Annotated in this window: 16 protein-coding genes and 4 pseudogenes; 10 read left to right on the top strand and 10 right to left on the bottom strand. The window is 59.6% G+C overall.

What is annotated here, in order from left to right:
- Positions 1 to 2 precede the first annotated feature (2 nt).
- On the top strand, positions 3 to 374 hold the full coding sequence (locus LZG00_18595; GenBank protein ID MCF3595994.1) for an MmcQ/YjbR family DNA-binding protein: 372 nt from the start codon (positions 3 to 5) through the stop codon (positions 372 to 374).
- On the opposite strand, the gene LZG00_18590 is transcribed toward LZG00_18595, so the two are convergent.
- The gene (locus tag LZG00_18590) at positions 299 to 1426 is read right to left on the bottom strand and encodes a Hint domain-containing protein (GenBank protein ID MCF3595993.1); all 1128 of its coding nucleotides are present in this window, start codon (positions 1424 to 1426) and stop codon (positions 299 to 301) included. The two genes, LZG00_18595 and LZG00_18590, sit on opposite strands and share 76 nt — an antisense overlap.
- A 368-nt stretch (positions 1427 to 1794) precedes the next feature.
- Between LZG00_18590 and LZG00_18585 the strand changes: the two are divergent.
- The 3 genes and pseudogenes from LZG00_18585 (at position 1795) to LZG00_18575 (ending at position 4251) form a co-directional block, all read left to right on the top strand.
- Positions 1795 to 2583 (top strand): annotated as a pseudogene (locus LZG00_18585) (calcium-binding protein).
- Between the two features lie 678 nt (positions 2584 to 3261).
- Positions 3262 to 3378 (top strand): annotated as a pseudogene (locus tag LZG00_18580) (calcium-binding protein).
- A 240-nt stretch (positions 3379 to 3618) separates the two neighbouring features.
- Positions 3619 to 4251, top strand: a complete 633-nt coding sequence (locus LZG00_18575; GenBank protein ID MCF3595992.1) for a Hint domain-containing protein — start codon at positions 3619 to 3621, stop codon at positions 4249 to 4251.
- 39 nt (positions 4252 to 4290) lie between these two features.
- Here the strand turns inward: LZG00_18575 and LZG00_18570 are convergent, their stop codons facing one another.
- Both LZG00_18570 and LZG00_18565 read right to left on the bottom strand, forming a co-directional pair.
- Positions 4291 to 5070, bottom strand: a complete 780-nt coding sequence (locus LZG00_18570) for a gamma-glutamyl-gamma-aminobutyrate hydrolase family protein (GenBank protein MCF3595991.1) — start codon at positions 5068 to 5070, stop codon at positions 4291 to 4293.
- Positions 5071 to 5204: 134 nt separating this feature from the next.
- On the bottom strand, positions 5205 to 5798 hold the full coding sequence (locus LZG00_18565; protein ID MCF3595990.1) for an XRE family transcriptional regulator: 594 nt from the start codon (positions 5796 to 5798) through the stop codon (positions 5205 to 5207).
- A 259-nt stretch (positions 5799 to 6057) separates the two neighbouring features.
- Between LZG00_18565 and LZG00_18560 the strand changes: the two genes are divergently transcribed.
- The 4 genes from LZG00_18560 to LZG00_18545 all read left to right on the top strand — a co-directional run bounded on the left by LZG00_18560 (position 6058) and on the right by LZG00_18545 (position 9989).
- Positions 6058 to 6483, top strand: coding sequence for a fasciclin domain-containing protein (locus LZG00_18560; GenBank protein ID MCF3595989.1), 426 nt, complete (start codon positions 6058 to 6060; stop codon positions 6481 to 6483).
- Positions 6484 to 6561: 78 nt separating this feature from the next.
- Positions 6562 to 6768, top strand: a complete 207-nt coding sequence (locus tag LZG00_18555) for a DUF378 domain-containing protein (protein ID MCF3595988.1) — start codon at positions 6562 to 6564, stop codon at positions 6766 to 6768.
- A gap of 130 nt (positions 6769 to 6898) precedes the next feature.
- The gene (pepN, locus tag LZG00_18550; GenBank protein MCF3595987.1) at positions 6899 to 9448 is read left to right on the top strand and encodes an aminopeptidase N; all 2550 of its coding nucleotides are present in this window, start codon (positions 6899 to 6901) and stop codon (positions 9446 to 9448) included.
- Between the two features lie 109 nt (positions 9449 to 9557).
- Positions 9558 to 9989 carry a hypothetical protein gene (locus LZG00_18545; GenBank protein ID MCF3595986.1) on the top strand — a complete coding sequence of 144 codons (432 nt, stop codon included), beginning with the start codon at positions 9558 to 9560 and terminating at the stop codon, positions 9987 to 9989.
- 191 nt (positions 9990 to 10180) lie between these two features.
- On the opposite strand, the gene LZG00_18540 is transcribed toward LZG00_18545, so the two are convergent.
- The 4 genes from LZG00_18540 to LZG00_18525 form a co-directional block, all read right to left on the bottom strand.
- Positions 10181 to 10864 (bottom strand): ABC transporter ATP-binding protein, encoded by a 684-nt coding sequence (locus LZG00_18540; protein ID MCF3595985.1) that lies wholly within the window; start codon positions 10862 to 10864, stop codon positions 10181 to 10183.
- Complete coding sequence (locus tag LZG00_18535; protein MCF3595984.1) at positions 10857 to 12146, bottom strand: lipoprotein-releasing ABC transporter permease subunit; 1290 nt, start codon at positions 12144 to 12146, stop codon at positions 10857 to 10859. Before LZG00_18535 ends, LZG00_18540 begins: the two co-directional genes overlap by 8 nt.
- Positions 12147 to 12199: 53 nt before the next feature.
- On the bottom strand, positions 12200 to 12715 hold the full coding sequence (locus LZG00_18530) for a DUF2937 family protein (protein MCF3595983.1): 516 nt from the start codon (positions 12713 to 12715) through the stop codon (positions 12200 to 12202).
- Between the two features lie 115 nt (positions 12716 to 12830).
- Complete coding sequence (locus LZG00_18525) at positions 12831 to 14183, bottom strand: proline--tRNA ligase (GenBank protein ID MCF3595982.1); 1353 nt, start codon at positions 14181 to 14183, stop codon at positions 12831 to 12833.
- A 299-nt stretch (positions 14184 to 14482) separates the two neighbouring features.
- Here LZG00_18525 and LZG00_18520 point away from each other — a divergent pair, with 299 nt between their 5' ends.
- Positions 14483 to 15595, top strand: a complete 1113-nt coding sequence (locus LZG00_18520; protein MCF3595981.1) for an AI-2E family transporter — start codon at positions 14483 to 14485, stop codon at positions 15593 to 15595.
- Entirely contained in the window at positions 15595 to 16266 is a 672-nt protein-coding gene (locus tag LZG00_18515) for a DnaA/Hda family protein (protein MCF3595980.1), read from the top strand. Before LZG00_18520 ends, LZG00_18515 begins: the two co-directional genes overlap by 1 nt.
- Before the next feature lie 16 nt (positions 16267 to 16282).
- Here the strand turns inward: LZG00_18515 and LZG00_18510 are convergent, their stop codons facing one another.
- From LZG00_18510 to LZG00_18500, 3 genes and pseudogenes are all read right to left on the bottom strand, one after another.
- The gene (locus LZG00_18510) at positions 16283 to 17029 is read right to left on the bottom strand and encodes a Hint domain-containing protein (GenBank protein MCF3595979.1); all 747 of its coding nucleotides are present in this window, start codon (positions 17027 to 17029) and stop codon (positions 16283 to 16285) included.
- Between the two features lie 135 nt (positions 17030 to 17164).
- A pseudogene (locus tag LZG00_18505) lies at positions 17165 to 17284 on the bottom strand (calcium-binding protein).
- Between the two features lie 651 nt (positions 17285 to 17935).
- Positions 17936 to 18106: pseudogene (locus LZG00_18500) on the bottom strand (calcium-binding protein).
- Positions 18107 to 18119: the final 13 nt, after the last annotated feature.

Genomic DNA, 18119 nt, shown 5'->3' with positions numbered 1-18119 from the left:
TCATGACTCGCGATGAATTCAACATCTATTGCGCATCGCTGCCCGTCACTACCCACGTGGTGCAATGGGGCAATGCGGATGTCTGGAAAGTCGGCGGTAAGGTTTTTGCCATCGGCGGCTGGGAGGAGGAGGCCCCCGCCTTCACCTTCAAATGCTCCGAGATCGCTTTTGAGGTGCTGCAAGAGTCCCCCGGCATCCGCCCCGCGCCCTATCTGGCCTCGCGCGGTATGAAATGGCTGCAACATTACAAACCGCCCGGCCTGTCTGACAGCGAATTAAAGGCGCATATAAAAATGTCCTATGACATGATGGCCGCCGCCCTGCCGCGCAAGAAACGTGCCGAACTGGGCTTGCCGCCGCCCAAGGCGTCCTGATTGCGCTCCGTTCCGGCTTGTCTGGCGACCCATCTACGAGCCTCTTTCGGCATTAACACCGGACGCGCAAACGGCCCGTATCCTTTGGCACCCGTGCGCATCAATCCGGGCAGGCAGGTCAGGATTTCCAGCCGCTGAAACGGGCTCAGCACCGCCAACGCCATCGGCCCCGGATAGAGACTCTCAACGGCTGCGCCCTCAGCAAAAATGATTTCGTGCCGCTCAAACAGCAACGTCACGTAAGTGATCTCTCGCCTGCCGGACATCCGGCGCGCTCCCTTCAGGCCCTCAAGACAATGCGCCGCTGCCAGTTTCTGCCCCCCGCTGATCAGGATGCGATGCTGTGGCGACACCACCAGCCGCCGCCGCGGCTCGCCCGCTGCCAAGGTTCCGGGTTTGAATTCCACCGGCTTCTGTGTCTCGGGCGAAGCGGGAAAGCGCAATCGCCGCGCCCCGGTCCAGCGCAACGGCTGCGGCCCGTGATCCAGCGTCTCAACCAGATCTCCAACCTGCAGATCCTCCACCCGTGTCTCGCCCTGTGGCACCCTGATCCTTGTGCCGTTCGCAAAGCAAACAAACTGCACCGCGTCAAAGTCGGTCTGGTAGATGCCCGCATAGTTATCGCCATAAACACTGTGCAGCGTCAGGCTCTCGATCCCTTGCGTGCCAAGGATGGCGAACCCGTCCCAGGGAATCGCAAACACGTCGCCATCCGTGGTCTGGATGACATCAAGCTCCAGCGTGGTCGTGGTGCCATCCACAAAACTAACCGTGGTTTTGTAGAGCACGATGCAATCAAAGCCGCTGGTCACCGACCCTGCGCCGACATCATAGGTAAACGTGCCGTGGCCGCCATAATAGTGATCCACATCCATCGCATTCCTGCCGCTATCCGTATCAAGCGTGACAATATCCTTATAGAGCGGGTTTGATGCCGAACCGTACACGCCCAGTAAATTACTTGCATTTTCAACGCTGTAGTTGCTCTCATTGGTGTCCATATCGGCCATTTTGCCGAGATAGATCGCAGAGAAATTGACGTTGTAGGCCATAAACATCCCCTCCGCTTTGGCTGGCGCATCGCCACAAGGGTGCGCGCAACACACCACAGAAGGTTTTAAATCCGGTGAATCCGTCTTGCTCTGCCCCGGCATGAACGGCAGAGGCAAAAACACGGCACAAAAACGATCGAGCCTGCCGCCCCAGCCGCTGGCCCGATTCATGGCCAGATCAAGGCATCCGTTTAACTTGCACCTAATTCGGACAAAATCTGGCACGAATTCACCTAAAACGCCCCTCAATACTGCCGCATCGGCTTTGTATCCATTTGCGAAACAACCGCCCCAAATCCGGGGCTCAGGCCGACCGGCAGCAAGACTGGCAAGCCAATTCAAGGATGCGGAGCAGCACAATGGCAACGATGGTAACCGGGCTGGGGGGACCTGCGGGATACGGCGAGAATGTCTTCTCTACTTCGTCCAAGGACGCAGGCAGCAATGATGACGGCTCGATCGCTGTCGATATCACCTCTGTCTTTGGCGGCGACGGCATTGAATTTTACGGCAATTCCTACTCAGAAATCTACGTCAACTCCAACGGCAACATCTCGTTTGGCTCCTCCAACACCGCTTGGTCTCCCAACCTCGGCGGCACAACCACACCGGTGATCGCGCCCTTCTGGGCCGATGTGAACATCAACGCGGGTGGCGAAATCTACTGGGATCTTGACCCTGCCAATGGCACCGTGACCATCACGTGGGATGGCGTCGCCCCCTATGGCAGCTCCGGCGCCAACTCGTTCCAACTGGTGCTCACGTCGACGGGCGATGGCGGTTTTGAGGCCGAATTCATCTACGAAGACATTCAATGGACCTCAAGCACCGGTGGCGCGGCCAATACCGGCTTTACCGATGGTGGTGCCAACGACACCTTCTTCGAGGGTTCGGGCAACAATACCTCGCTGGCCAATTACGAAAATAATGATTTCGACAATGGCGACCCCAACGGCGCCTACTCGATCGGTTTCAGCGATGGCGCGCCGTTCAATGGCGACGATACGGTCAGCGGCACCGGCAGCGCCGACTCGATCGGCCCGGGCTATAGCGATGGCGATGGCGACGCCGTCGATGATGGCGTCGGCACCGGCACGCATGGCTATGGCGACAGCATCGAAGGCGGCGGCGGCAACGATACCATTACCGCAGGCACCGGCAACGACACCGTGCTGGGTGAGAATGGCAATGACCTGATTTATGGCGATTACAGCGGCGCCGACAGCGGACCGGGGGCAGAAGAACATCTCGATTGGAGCCTCCAAGGCAATGACGGCGCCAATATCGCTTCTGGCTTCACCCAGACCACGGGCGAACTTGATGTCAGCGTAGCTTTCAGCAACGATGGCAACAACAACCCCACCTTCAACGTCGAATCCAGCGACGCGATCTACACCGCCACGGGCGAGCCATTCGACCCCAACACCTCGGCCTATCTTTATGGCAATGGCGATGGTGCCACCTCGACCACCTCGATCTCCTTTGACTCAGCCTCCGGCAGCATCGGCACCGGCGAGGCCGAAAACGTCTCGTTTCGGATTAGTGATATCGACTGGGGCTCGGGCAATCACCGCGATATCGTGACGATCAACGCTTATGATTCCGATGGCAACCCGGTCACCGTCAACATCACACCAGGCTCCAACGACTCTGTCTCGGGCAATACCATCACCGCTGGCAATGTCGGCGAAAACCAGGATGCAGCGGGCGGTTCTGCGCTGATCGAAATTGCTGGCCCCGTTACGGAAATCGAAATCTCCTATTCCAACGGATTGGGCGGAACCCAGGCGATTTGGGTTTCCAACCTGCATTTCAACCCCACAATCGCCGCACCGGGTGACGATTCGCTTGATGGCGGCGAAGGCAATGACACCATTTATGGCGAAGCAGGCAACGATACGCTGCTCGGCGGGCTCGGCAATGACAGTCTGATTGGCGGCGAAGGCGACGACACGTTCTACCTTGCACAGGGCGACATCGCACAAGGCGGCGAAGGCGAAGACCTGTTCATCATCAACGACTTGGGAGAAGCAGGCAGCGCAAACATCACGATCGACGGCGGCACCACCGGAGAGCCGGGCGGTGACACACTTGATCTCAACGGCCTTGCTGACCGCTCCACCCTGACCTTTGCACCCTCTGTCGGAGACCCGGATGCCTTTGATGGCTCGGTCACGCTGCTCGATGGTTCTGTGGTCACATTCTCCAACATCGAAAACATCATCTGTTTCACCCCTGGCACGCAGATTGCCACGCCCTCGGGCCTGCGCACGGTCGAAAGCCTGCGCCCCGGCGATTTGGTTCTCACGCTTGATGATGGCCCCCAGCCGCTTGCCTGGATAGGCAACAGCACTGTGCCGGGTATCGGTGATCATGCTCCGATCCGAATCGCACCAGAACTGCTTGACGGCACCGAGCGCGCACTCACCGTTTCGCCCCAGCACCGTCTGCTGATAGACGACTGGCGCGCCGAGTTGCTGTTCGGCGACCCTCAGGTCTTCGTCACCGCCAAGCAAATGCTCGGCCTGCCCGGTGTTTCAACCTGCCCGCCTGCCCCGGTCACCTATATCCATCTGATGTTGGACAGCCACCAGATCATCTTCGCCAATGGCGCCGCCACGGAAAGCCTGCACGCCGCCGAGGAAAGCCTCAAGGCGCTCTGCCCTCAGGCTCGCGACGAATTGTTCATCTGTATGCCCGGTTTGCGCGCCGGTCTCGGCGAGCACGGCCCCACCGCCCGTCGCTGCCTCAAGACCTGGGAAGCTCAAGCGCTGCTGTCACGGCTCCACGTCCCTTACCGCCACGACACGCAACTCGCCGCATAAAGTGGGGCTTCAAGCCCCTCTTCCCTCATCTGGCAATTGTCACGCCGTGCGCAATACCGGTGTCTCCCGCCGCTTCCCAGCCCAATCATGCACCGCTCTGCCGAACGCCTCAAAAAGTGGCCTTGAAACGGGGTCACTGGCGGCATTCCATTCCGGGTGCCATTGCACCGACAGGGTAAAGCCCGGTGCATCCTTGATAAAGATCGCCTCGGGCGTGCCATCGGGCGCAAAACCGTCAATCACGATCCGCTCACCCGCATGTCGGATCCCCTGCCCATGCAGCGTGTTGGTCATCACCTCCTGCGCCCCCATCAGCCGATGGAACACGCCGTTTTCCGAGAATTTCACCGTATGGCGCAACGCGAATTTCTCCTCCAATGTGCCATCAGGAGGCATCCGGTGATTGTCACGCCCCGGCAGATCACGAATTTCCGGGTCCAGCGTCGAGCCAAACGCGACCGCCACCTCCTGAAACCCGCGGCAAATGCCAAAGAACGGCTGTCCGCTCTCAACGCAGGCCCGCACCAGCGGCAGCGTGATCGCATCGCGGCAGCGGTCAAAATCGCCATGCGCAGGGGTTGCGTGCTCGCCATATTCCTCGGGGTGCACATTGGGGCGTCCGCCGGTCAAAACGAAGCCGTCGCAGACCTCCAGTAACTCATCGACCCCAACAAGACGCGGGTCCGACGGAATCAACAGCGGCAGACAATTAGAGACATTCGCCACCGCATCGGAATTCATCGCGCCACCGGCATGCACCTCATAGGTGTCGTTAATCATGTGCTGATTGCCGATAATGCCAACAACTGGGCGAGTCATATGAACCTCATACGCGCGAAAATTATGCGCCTTTGATAGTATGACACCGCCCTTAAGGAAACACCAAAGCACGCGCGCACCCCCTGCATCAGCGCACACATCCCACAATCTGCACCATAAGCAGACGCCCGCTTCTATTCGTCCTCTGCGTCACGCACCACCACGATGACAAGTGCGCCTTCCGACCCCGCAGCACGATAACTATGCTCGAACCCGGCCTCAAAATAGATCGAATCTCCGGTCTCCAACCGCTCCTCTCGCCCATGAATATGCAGTTCCAGCGCCCCACAGATCACATAGATCAATTCAACGCCGTGATGCGCATGCGGCTTGCTTGCCTCTGCATCGCCCGCAAACTCGGCCAAATACGACTCAAGCTTGCGATCCGGCACCGGGAAATCGAGGCTTTCGAAGAAGAATACGGCGTCGCCCTTTGGCGGGTTGGGCAAGCGTAGCCTGTCGCGCGACCGCACCACCTCCAAAATCGGCTTTTGCGCCCCTCCCGCAAAGAAATGCTCAAGCCCGACCCCGAATACCAGTGCAATGCGCAAGAGCGTCGGAAGCGTCGGAAACACCTGCCCGCGTTCAAGCTTGGAAAGCATCCCCGCTGAAAGTCCGGTGTGTTCGCTCAATTGCGCCAGCCCAAGCCCCTTGGCGCGGCGCAACGTGCGAATCTTCTGGCCGATGCGATAGTTTTCCAGACCTTCACTCAATGTGTCCGACACCATGATCCGCGTCCTTTCGCCAAAACGTTTGCATATGAGGAAACATTTCACAGCAAGTTTTTCATGACAAGAACTTATCTGTAACATCACGCAAATGTGCATTGCATGACAATATATTGCACCACATTTAAAATCACGGGCACTGAGAAACAGCCCCGTAACACCTGAAGATAACCCAAGGAGACTGCACATGACCTTCCCCTCAAACAGCCTCAAACGCATTGCCCTGATCGCAGGCCTCGCGCTTGCCCCATTTGCTGCAATGGCCGGTGACAGGGCCGATATCGTCGACACCGCCGTAAACGCGGGCAATTTCAACACCCTCGCCGCAGCGCTAACCGCAGCCGATCTGGTCGACACGCTCAAAGGCGAAGGCCCCTTCACCGTTTTCGCGCCCACCGACGCCGCCTTTGCCGCATTGCCCGAAGGCACGGTTGAAACCCTACTAAAGCCCGAAAACAAGGATCAACTTGTCGCCGTGCTCACCTACCACGTGTTGCCGGGCAAAGTGATGGCCACCGATCTGGTTGACGACATGAAAGCCGCCACCGTTCAGGGCGGCGAGGTCACAATCGACCTCGACAATGGCGCGATGGTCAATGATGCCAAAGTAACAACGGCCGATATCGCTGCCTCTAACGGCGTGATCCATGTGATCGACAAGGTCATCTTGCCACCTGCAAGCTGATCACGCCCGGCGCGGCGTCGCTCCCCTCACGCCGCGCCACCCTATTTTCCAACCCCACTCAACAAACGGAGACTTCCAATGCCAGCTCTCAACATCCTCACCCTCGTTCTTCTCATCGTCGGCGGCCTAAACTGGGGTCTCCTCGGCGCGATGAACTTCGATCTCGTCGCAGCAATCTTTGGCGATGGCTCAGCCCTCGCGCGCATCGTTTACGGTCTTGTCGGCCTTTCAGCGATCTATCAGATCGTCACCGCGCGCCAGAACATGGCCGCCATCACCAACTAATCTGCGCACAAACCCATCAGAAAGCGGGCGGCGCGCCCGAATGCCGCCGCCGCCCGCTTGCCCCCATTGCGGCTGACCGCATGCCTCCCTAATGTCGCGCCAACCGTGCAACACATCTGGGGGCACCAAAATGACCGACGCCGCGCCGCAAACCATCTATCTCAAAGACTACACACCCTTCGGCTACACCGTCGAAAGCGTCTCGCTAACCTTCCGGCTCAACCCCACCGCCACGCGGGTGCTCTCAACCATCCGCTTTGTGCCCAACCCCGACACTGACAACCGCCGCTTTTTCCTGCACGGCGAAGACCTTAAACGCATTTCCACCAAGATCGACGACCAAGACATCACCCCCCGCGATGTCCCCGGCGGCATCGAAATTGAAGCCCCCGACGCCCCCTTCACCTTCGAGGCCGAAGTGGAAATCAGCCCCGCCACCAATACCGCCCTCGAAGGGCTCTATATGTCGAACGGCATGTATTGCACCCAATGCGAGGCCGAAGGTTTCCGCAAGATAACCTATTACCCCGACCGCCCTGATGTCATGGCCCCCTTCACCGTGCGCGTTGAGGGGGATGAACCGGTCAAGCTCTCCAACGGCAATCCCACTGGCGCGGGCGAAGGCTTTGCCGAATGGACCGATCCATGGCCCAAACCCGCCTATCTCTTTGCCCTCGTCGCAGGCGATCTCATCGCCCACCCCGACAGCTTCACTACGATGTCGGGCAAGGCCGTCACGCTCAACATCTGGGTGCGCCCCGGGGATGAAGACAAATGCGCCTTCGGTATGGAAGCGCTCAAAAAATCAATGACATGGGACGAAGACGTATACGGGCGCGAATATGATCTCGACATTTTCAACATCGTCGCGGTCGATGATTTCAACATGGGCGCAATGGAAAACAAAGGGCTGAACGTCTTCAACTCATCCTGCGTTCTGGCCTCGCCCGAAACCTCAACCGATATGAACTTCGAACGCATTGAGGCAATCATCGCGCATGAATATTTTCACAACTGGACCGGCAACCGGATCACCTGCCGCGACTGGTTCCAGCTTTGCTTGAAAGAAGGCCTGACAGTCTACCGCGACAGCCAGTTCACCTCCGACATGCGCTCGGCCCCCGTGAAACGTATTGAAGACGTGATTGCGCTGCGCGCGCGCCAGTTCCGCGAAGACAACGGCCCATTGGCCCACCCCGTGCGCCCCGAGAACTTTGTCGAGATCAACAATTTCTACACCGCCACCGTCTACGAGAAAGGCGCCGAGGTGATCGGCATGCTGAAATCCCTCGTCGGCGACGAAGATTACTACAAAGCGGTTGATCGTTATTTCGTGCGCCACGATGGCGACGCCGCCACCATCGAAGACTGGCTGCAAGTTTTCGAGGATACCACGGGGCGTGATCTCAAACGCTTCAAACGCTGGTATTCCGAGGCTGGAACCCCGCGCCTCAAGGTGAAGGAAAGCTTCAACAACGGCACCTACAAACTCACCTTCAAACAACAAACGCCGCCCACCCCCGGCCAGCCGCAAAAAAAACCGCGCGTCATCCCGATCAAAGTCGGCCTGCTCAATCCCAATGGTGACGAAGTCCTGCCAACCACCACGCTCGAGATGACGAAAAAGCAGCAGAGCTTCAAATTCGAGAACCTCGCGACAAAACCAATCCCCTCAATCCTGCGCGAATTCTCCGCGCCGGTGATCCTCGAACATGAAATCGACACCGATACTCGTGCCTTCCTGCTGGCCCATGACACCGATCCGTTCAATCGTTGGCAGGCCGGGCGCGATCTGGCCCGTGACACGGCGCTGGACATGATCCGCACCGGTGCCGCCCCGGATACCGCTTATCTCGACGCGCTGCACACGCTGCTGCGCGACGATGCCCAAGACCCGGCCTTTCGCGCCCTCGCCCTCGGCCTGCCCTCGCAAGACGACCTGGCCCAGGCCCTGTTTGATACGGGTGAAACACCCGATCCCCAAGCCATCTGGGAGGCATTGGAGACCCTCAGACAGACCCGCGCCGAAGCCTATCAAGACACGGCGACACGGCTTTACGCGCAGTATCAGGTGAGCGATCCCTACCAACCCAGCGCCGAACAATCCGGCGCCCGCAGCCTCGCCAACGCAGCCCTCGGCCTGATCAACCGCCTCGACGGCGGCGCGCTGGCCCAGCGCCAATATGACAGCTCCGATAACATGACCGGGCAGCTTGCCGCGCTCAGCGCGCTCTTGTCGGCGGGAAAAGGCGATGCTGCGACACAGGTATTTTATGAGCAATGGCGGCACGACCGCCTGGTGATCGACAAATGGTTCACGGTCCAGATCGTCAATGCCCGCCCCGAGGACACCGCCACCAAGGCCAAAGAACTCACGCAACACCCCGATTTCACAATGAAAAACCCCAACAGGTTCCGCGCTAGCCTAGGCGCGTTGACCATGAACCCCGCAGGCTTTCATCACGCCTCGGGCGCAGGCTACGATCTGCTGGCCGATTGGCTGATCCGGCTCGACCCGCTCAACCCCCAAACGACCGCCCGGATGAGCACGGCGTTTGAGACATGGCGACGCTACGACAGCACGCGCCAGGACAAGATCAAAGCCCAGCTCAAACGCATCCTCTCCACCGACGGGCTGTCACGCGACACGACCGAAATGCTGACGCGCATCCTGGGCTGAAAACCAACGGCGCGCCACACCCCCGCGGCCTCTCGCCCACCGGGAACTTGTCTAATGCCGTCCACTGCGACCAATCAATCCACAATGAAAGCTCCGGCATGAGTCTCAAATGAGCCCCTATCGCTTCGAAAACCGCGGCCGTTCACGACGCGCATGTGTTGCGCTCCTGCTGATCTGGGCGCTGCTTCTTGTGCTGATCAAATTCATCGCCCTATCCCACTGGATCGCCGCACCAATTGCACTCTTCACCCTGCCTGCCGCATGGGAGTTCCTCACCGACCCCCACTCGCAGTTGACCCTCGATGACTCCAAACTTGCCTGGCAAAGCACGCACAGCGCCGATCAACTCCCCCTTTCAATGATCCGAAAGGTGCGTTTTGATACCCGTCTCGACCTCTCAGTGCGCGTCACCCTGCAACTTGCAGATCATCGCAACATCCGCCTCCCCCATGCCTGCTCCCCGCCACATCGTCAGTTTGAAAAAGAGTTGAAATCCCGCGCAATCGCCACCGAAAGATACCACTTTTCACTGATCGGATAAGTCTTCAACACAGAGGTTGCGCAGCGCGTCACCCGTGGCCTCGCTTCGCTCGGCAGCTCCAAACCCTCAGTTCACCGCCCAATTTCAGAACGCGCGCGCCGCCCCGTTTGACGCGTGGGGTGGGCCAGCCTGACGCTTGCATTACACGGCAGCGGTTGAAAGGGTGGGAACGCGTCGAACGGGGCGGCGGTCTACACAGCCACCAGCTTGCCATTTTCCATCCGCAAGCCCCGGTCCATCCGATCCGCCAACGCCATGTTATGTGTGGCGATCAGAGCGGAAAGCCCGGTGTCTCGCGCCAGTTCGATCAAGGTTTCAAACACCCTGTCCGACGTGGCCGGGTCAAGATTCCCCGTTGGCTCATCAGCCAACAAGAGCCGCGGCTGGTTGGCCAGCGCCCGACAGAACGCCACCCTCTGCTGCTCGCCCCCCGACATCGCGGCAGGGCGATGGCCTGCCCGTTCGCTGACACCGACACGCGCCAGCAAGTCCTGCGCATGTCGCTCGGCCTCGGCCCGCCCGACACCATTGGCCAGTTGCGGCAGCACCACGTTTTCCAGCGCGGTGAACTCCGCCAGCAGATGGTGGAACTGATAGATGAAACCCACATCTTGTCGCCGCACTACCGTGCGCCGTCGATCACCGAGCCCTGCCATATCCTGCCCGCCGATGCGCACCGCGCCACCATCGGCGGTATCGAGCAGCCCGGCGATGTGCAACAACGTCGACTTGCCCGTTCCCGACGGTGCCACCAACGCAACGATCTCGCCTTCCGCCACCCGCAGATCAACCCCGGCCAACACTTCGACAGCAGTCGGCTTGCCCCGGTTATAGGTCTTGGTGACCCCGCTCAGCTCCAACACCGGATCACTCATAGCGCAACGCCTCCACCGGGTTCATCCGCGCCGCCCGGCGCGCCGGGAAAATCGTCACGATGAACGACAACCCAAGGCTCAACCCCACAGCCGACATCACATCATTCACCTGTAATTTCGCGGGCAGATAATAGATCCCACGGATCGACGGATCCCAGGCCTGCCCACCCGACATCCAGTTCACGAAGCCGAAAACCTGGTCGATATAGATCGCAAACAGACAGCCCAACCCCACGCCCAGCGCCGTACCAATGATCCCGGTAAACGCACCACAGATGAAGAACACCCGCAGCACCGACCCTTCGGTCAGCCCGACAGTGCGCAAAATCCCGATGTCGCGCCCCTTGTTCTTGACCAGCATGATCAGGCCCGACACGATGTTCATCGTTGCGATCAACACAAGTACGCTGAGGATCACGAACATCACGTTATCCTCGATATCAAGCGCCCGCAGGAACGACCCACTTGCGTCGCGCCAGGTCCACAAGAGCGCACGCTCTCCTCCCGCCCGCAGGATATCAAGCGACAGCGCGTCGACATTTTCGGGCGTCGCGACCATCACTTCCAACTCGTCGGCCACGCCTTCACGGTTAAAGAAAATTTGCGCCTCGCCAAACGGCATATAAACCCGTGTGCGATCAATGTCATAGCGCCCGGCAGTGAACACATAGACCACCTCATAGGCCTTCACCCGCGGCGAGGTACCAAAGGCGGTCTTCACGCCATTCGGGCTGATGATCTTGACCCTGTCGCCCACCGCCACGCCCAACTCGCGCGCCACGCCCGAGCCGATGGCAATCCCTTGGTCAAAACGCCCGATGTCGCCCTGCGCCTCCTTGGGGTCGGCGACTCGCGGAATGGTCCTGAGATCGTCAAGAGCGATGCCAAAGACCTCGATCCCGGCGTTGCGCCCCTGAGCATTCGCCATCACCTGGCCCTTGATAAGGGGGGCCGCCCGGACCACACCCGGCACGGCGCGTACCCGCTCGGCCATGCCTTCGTAATCGGCAATCGTGCGGTCGATCCGCCCGCTCACGGGGTCAGCTTCTCCTGCGTTATAGAGAGTCACATGCGCATTTGCGCCAAGGATCGTATCAACCAGTTCAGCGCGAAACCCGGCCCTGACCGAAAGCGTCGCGATCAATGCCGCTACTGCCAGGGTAATCCCGATCAGAGAGATCCAGGTCATCACGCTGACACCACCCTCGGCGCGCCGCGCGCGCAGGTAACGCCAGGCGATCATGAATTCGAACGCCGCGAAGGGGGGGGTCTTGCCTGCCATGCCTGCTCCGATGGTCTTGGTTGCGCGCAATCTGCGCCGGGGGGTGCCTCAGGTCAAGCCGATGGCGCTGCCATAGGCGATTTACGCCACCCGAACAGCCCACGCAGCAACGCCAGAATTGCACCGGTCGCTGTTATACCTGCAATCAGTCCAATTCCGGCAAAAACCGCCCCCTCAAATGTGATCGGCAAAGCCGGTTTGAAAGCCGCCCAAGCCTTCACCGCAATCTCTCTGTCATGCGAGCGTGCCGTCAGATAGGCCTGCGTAAATGGCCCCGCCGTTTCAAGCGTGGTCAAATTAGCATTCAGACGCTCATAGCGCGACAACGTCGCGCCCATGGTTTCAGCCCGTTTTTGTCCCATCGCCCCGCCTTGCGCCAAATCGTCAAGCGCCGCCGCCCGCGACAGGCCCACCTCGGCCGCATCGCCGTCAAACTCGGCGACGAAGCGGTTCAGCTCATCCACAGCCCCGCCCAATCGCTGCACATATTGTTGCGAATACTCGGGGAACTGCGACATCCCAACCGCCCCGGCAAACCCGCCGGCCAGTGTTATTGCTCTGAGAAGCATGTGCTCTGCCTCGTGCCTCTTTTGTTAGTGGCACAATATCAGAAGAGAGCGCTTCCGAATAGCGTCGGAGCGCTCCGCGGGGATATTTTTTAGCAAGATGAAGCGGAAACGCGGCTCAAATCCCGCGCACCATGTGCTCTTCATAGATCTTCACCAGCCGCGCCACAGCCTCTTGCGGCTCTATTTCTTCGCTTTCGCCCGTGCGCCGACTTGTCAATTCGACCACGCCGTTTTTCAAGCCGCGCGGCCCCACCGTGATGCGCCAGGGCAGCCCAATCAGATCCATCGTGGCGAATTTGCCCCCCGCGCGCTCATTGCGGTCGTCATACAATGGCTCCAGCCCTACAGCCTGCAGCGCGCCATAAAGCTTGTCACAGGCGACATCAGCCTCAGCGTCGCCCTGTTTGACGTTCACGATCCCGACATGAAACGGTGTCACGCCCTCGGGCCAGATGATGCCGTTGTCGTCATGGCTGGCTTCGATGATCGCCCCCAACAGGCGACTCACGCCGATCCCGTGAGACCCCATGTGCACCGTCACGGGCTTGCCGTCCGGGCCCTGCACCGTGGCGCCCATGGCGTCGGAATACTTGGTGCCGAAATAGAAGATCTGGCCGACTTCAATACCCCGCGCCACGCGGCGGCGATCCTCGGGAACCTCGTTGAACGTTGCCGCATCATGGGTTTCATCGGTGCGCGCGTAAAGCGAGGTGAACTCTTCCATCACCGCGCGGCATTGCGCGACATTGTCATAGTCAATCTCGCGCAGTCCGAGACGGATATCCGTCACTGCACTGTCATAGAAAACCTCGCTCTCGCCAGTCTCGGCCAGCACCAGAAATTCATGCGTGTCATCGCCTCCAATCGGGCCGCTATCGGCGCGCATCGGGATCGCCTGAAGCCCCATGCGCTCATAGGTTCTGAGATAGCTCACCAAGTGGCGATTATAGGCGTGCAGCGCGTCTTCCTTGGTCAAATCGAAGTTATAACCATCCTTCATCAGGAATTCACGCCCCCGCATCACCCCAAAGCGCGGCCGGATCTCGTCGCGGAACTTCCATTGGATATGATAGAGCGTCATCGGCAAGTCCTTGTAGGAGTTGACGTTGCTGCGGAAAATATCCGTGATCAGTTCCTCATTCGTCGGACCATATAGCATGTCGCGTTTATGCCGGTCGGTGATGCGCAGCATCTCTTCGCCGTAATCGTCATAGCGCCCGCTCTCGCGCCACAGATCGGCGCTTTGCAGCGTCGGCATCAACATCGGGATATGGCCTGCGCGCATCTGCTCCTCATGCACGATATTCTCAATCTTGCGCAGCACCTTGAAACCCAGCGGCAACCACGAATATATCCCCGCGCTGGCCTGCTTGATCATGCCGGCACGCAGCATCAGCCGATGGCTCACAATCTGCGCCTCGGCGGGGTTTTCCTTTAGAACGGGCAGAAAATAACGGGTGAGGCGCATCATGATTTCCTTGTCAGAACGGTGTTGGGAATTGCCTAAGGCTTGTGATGCCCAAGAGCAAGTGCCGCCAGCGCACGCAAGTCTGTCGCCCGGCCAGCCCAACGCAAAAGCGAGCGTTCGTGCTATTCGCAATCGCACTCACTTCGGCTGTGCCGGGAGATCGAGCACCATCGCCCAGGCCCGCACATTCTGTCGTCACAACCACCAGCCTTCTGTGTGCAGTTCAGAGTCAAACGCGACCCACCCCTTGAAACCGGGGCGCGAATGGTCAATGTGAAGTATCAACACAAGGAAGCAGCATGGCATTGCCGGTTCAGCAACAACTCAAATACTGGGGCATCGCCGCAATCCTGCTAGGTGTTATCCTGTGGTTCCTGGGCGATGTGATCCTGCCTTTCGTACTCGGCGGGGCGGTCGCCTATTTCCTCGACCCCTTCGCCGACCGGATCGAACGGATGGGCGCCACGCGCGTCGTCGCTACCGGGGTGATTACTCTGCTGGCGCTCCTGATCTTCGTCATAATGGCCCTTTTGGTGGTTCCGGCGCTGGTCGAACAGGCCATCGCTCTGTTCAACATCGCGCCGCAACTGGCCAAGGATCTGCAAAGCTTCCTGACCGAGCGGTTTCCCTCCCTGATGGATGCCGACAGCACTCTGCGCACCTCGCTTCTCACCATCGGCGAAAAGGTCCAGGAACGCGGTGGCGAGCTGCTTGATGCCGTGCTCAGCTCGGCCTATTCGATCATCAACATCGTCCTACTGTTCGTTATCGTGCCCGTGGTCGCGGTCTACCTGCTTTATGATTGGGACCGCATGATCGAGCGCATTGATGACCTCTTGCCGCGCGATCACGCACCGATGATCCGCCGTCTTGCGGGCGAAATCGACGTCACGCTGGCCGCGTTCATCCGCGGCATGGGCACGGTTTGCCTGATCCTTGGCACCTACTACGCCGTAGCGCTGATGCTGGTAGGGCTGCAATTCGGCCTTGTCGTTGGCTTTGTCGCTGGCGCGCTCACCTTCATTCCTTACGTTGGCGCCATCATCGGCGGTGTGCTTGCCATCGGGCTGGCGCTGTTCCAGTTTTGGGGCGAATGGGTCTCACTCGGGCTGGTCGCCGGGATCTTCGTGCTCGGTCAGGTCATCGAAGGCAACGTGCTGACCCCCAAGCTTGTCGGCGACAGCGTCGGGCTACACCCGGTCTGGCTGATCTTCGCGCTATCGGTGTTCGGCTCGCTGTTTGGCTTCGTCGGCATGCTGGTGGCGGTGCCTTTGGCCGCGGCTCTTGGCGTGATAACGCGATTCCTCTCCACGCAATATCGCCACAGCCTGCTCTATCGGGGCACTTCCGATTTCGGGGCCGCCCTGCCCGACGATGATGCCACCCGGAACCCCAGGGGCGCCGCTGAGTAATGCCGCAACAACTGTCCTTCGATCTGCCCGCCCGAACGGCGCTGGGGCGTGAAGATTTCTTCGTCACGCGAGCCAACGCCAACGCCGTTGCGATGGTCGAGAACTGGACCGCCTGGCCCGGTCGCAAGCTGGCGCTGGTCGGGCCATCGGGCGCGGGCAAGACGCATCTCGCCCACGTCTGGGCCAAGGCCGCCAATGCGCGCATCGTTTCCGTCTCTGACCTGCTCCGGCTTGATATCCCGAATCTGGCCAGCGGCAATATCGCACTCGAAGATGTCCCGATGATCGCGGGCAATGCCCAGGCCGAAGTGGCGCTGTTTCATCTGCACAACCTGACGCTGGCCGAGGGGCATTCGATCCTATTCACCGCACATCTGCCGCCGGTCCGCTGGGGTCTGATCCTGCCTGATCTGAAAAGCCGCATGGACGGCACCGTCTCGGTTCTGGTCGAAAGCCCGGATGACGCGCTGCTCTCTGCCGTGCTGATGAAGCTCTTTAGCGACCGTCAGCTTTCCCCCACCCCCGATACCATCCCCTACCTGCTGCGCCGGATCGACCGCAGCTTTGACATGGCGCGCCGCGTCGTCGCTTCGCTGGATGATGCCGCCCTGACCGAGGGCCGCGAGATCAATCGCAAGCTGGCCGCCGAAGTGCTCGACGCACATTCCTGACACCACATCGCGCCACTCAGGCACTGCGCAGAAAGCAGCCATTTTGCTCGTTTCCGCCGCGCAGAAAACCACGCACTGCCCCCTCGCTCGTCAAAAACCGTCGCGCCGTATTGCCATACGCGGATTGAATCATCCGACGCCCGGCATCAGCCCCGACATCCGTCCCAAACACCCGCGCGAAATCCGCCCGCGCCGCCCCTGTCAGCATTCCGAGCGCCATCGGACCAGGATAAAAACTCTCGCTCGCACAGCCTTCAGCAAAGACGATCTGATGCGTCTCAAACCCCAGATGAACATAGCTGACCTGACATTTGCCATGAGCAATGCGCACGCCCCGCGCAGTGCGCGCAAGGTGGGTTGCGCGCACCAGATGCTCGTGCCCGATCAACATTCCATGTTGGCGCGATACCAAGAGATCGCGCGCCGCCCCCAACACCCCCTTTCTGATCAGCACCGGGCGCAGCCGCTCGTTGCGCAATAGCTCTTCGCGCCCGACATACCGCCGCCCGATCCAGGCAATCGGTTGTGGGCCGTTGTCCATCGTGCAAACCAGATCGCCAACCCTGAGATCGTCAATCCGCGCCTCGCCCCCAGGCGTGCGGATCGCGGTGCCCGATGTAAAACAGGTGACGCCGGTGTTCTCAGTCTTGAAACTGGTTGCCTCGGCACCAGTTAACGTCAGCGACCCATCGCCAAATTGAGCGCGATTGCCCCAGTCGATCGCGTTGTCATCAAGATCGGTGGCGTTCGATTGATTCAGCACGCCATCATCAAGAAAATCCGCGCGCAGTTCGCTCAGGCTTTGATAGTAATCTGACAGATCGATGAAATCGTTATTTCTGCTATCGCCGTCATTCAGCGTGCCACTATTACCCGCATTGAAATCGGTAATCGTGTCGTGGCCGTCGCCGGGCTGATACTCGAACGTATCGTTGCCCGCCCCACCGCTCAGAAGGTCGTCGCCCTCCCCGCCAATCAAAAGATCCTCGCCCGCGCCACCGATCAGAGTGTCATCACCGGCTTCCGCCTCAACCACGCTCGCCGGGTCATCGAAATAAATGTCGGTGATCGTCACCGTCCATTCATTGACACTGGTATAATCCATCTCGATCCGCGCCACCGGACCAGGGATCTGGATCAGAAGCGAGCCCTGATGATCATCATCATCATACTCGCCGCCCTTGCCCTCGAACGTGTCCAGCCCGGCGACACTATCGTTGTCGGCCCCGGTGACATTTGATCCCAATGCAGTGTCATAAGCGACCTGATTGCCGTTCGCATCATAGGCGCGAATGACCAGATGCTCGTTATAGGCATCGAAGTTATTGACCCGGAAATGAACATTCTCAACTGCTTCTGAAAACGCGATCTCGGCTGTCCCCGTATCATAGAGATCAAGCGCGCTTTCGTCGTTGATTGACCTGGCACCGTCGTCAATCCCGCTGACATACTGCTCATCGTCCTCAAACTGGCCTATATCATGGCTCACCTCGTAGCTGACCACGACGCCGTTGACCGTCTGGCTACCCTCTTCGATCTCATCGCCACCATCAATGCTGCCGCCATTGTCGGGATCGGGGATATTGTCCCAGCGAAAAACCACGCGGTCGGCCGTGCGCACGCCGCCGTCGCCACCATAAAGCGTGTCGTCACCGCTGCCGCCGACAATAGAATCGTCTCCCGTTCCACCGTCCAGAGAATCCGCTCCAATGCCGCCAAACAAGCTGTCGTCACCGCCCCCCCCGGTGATCGTGTCGTCCCCCGCCTGCCCAAAAATGGAATCGGGATCATCTGAGCCCGCGAGGGTATCATCCCCCGAATTGCCATTGATTGTGGCCATATCGCCCTCCAAC

It is taken from the genome of Rhodobacteraceae bacterium LMO-JJ12 (assembly GCA_021555075.1).
Lineage (GTDB): Bacteria > Pseudomonadota > Alphaproteobacteria > Rhodobacterales > Rhodobacteraceae > JAKGBX01.
The sequence above is the reverse complement of the archived record's forward strand: the minus strand, read 5'-3'. Positions and strand labels throughout refer to the sequence as shown.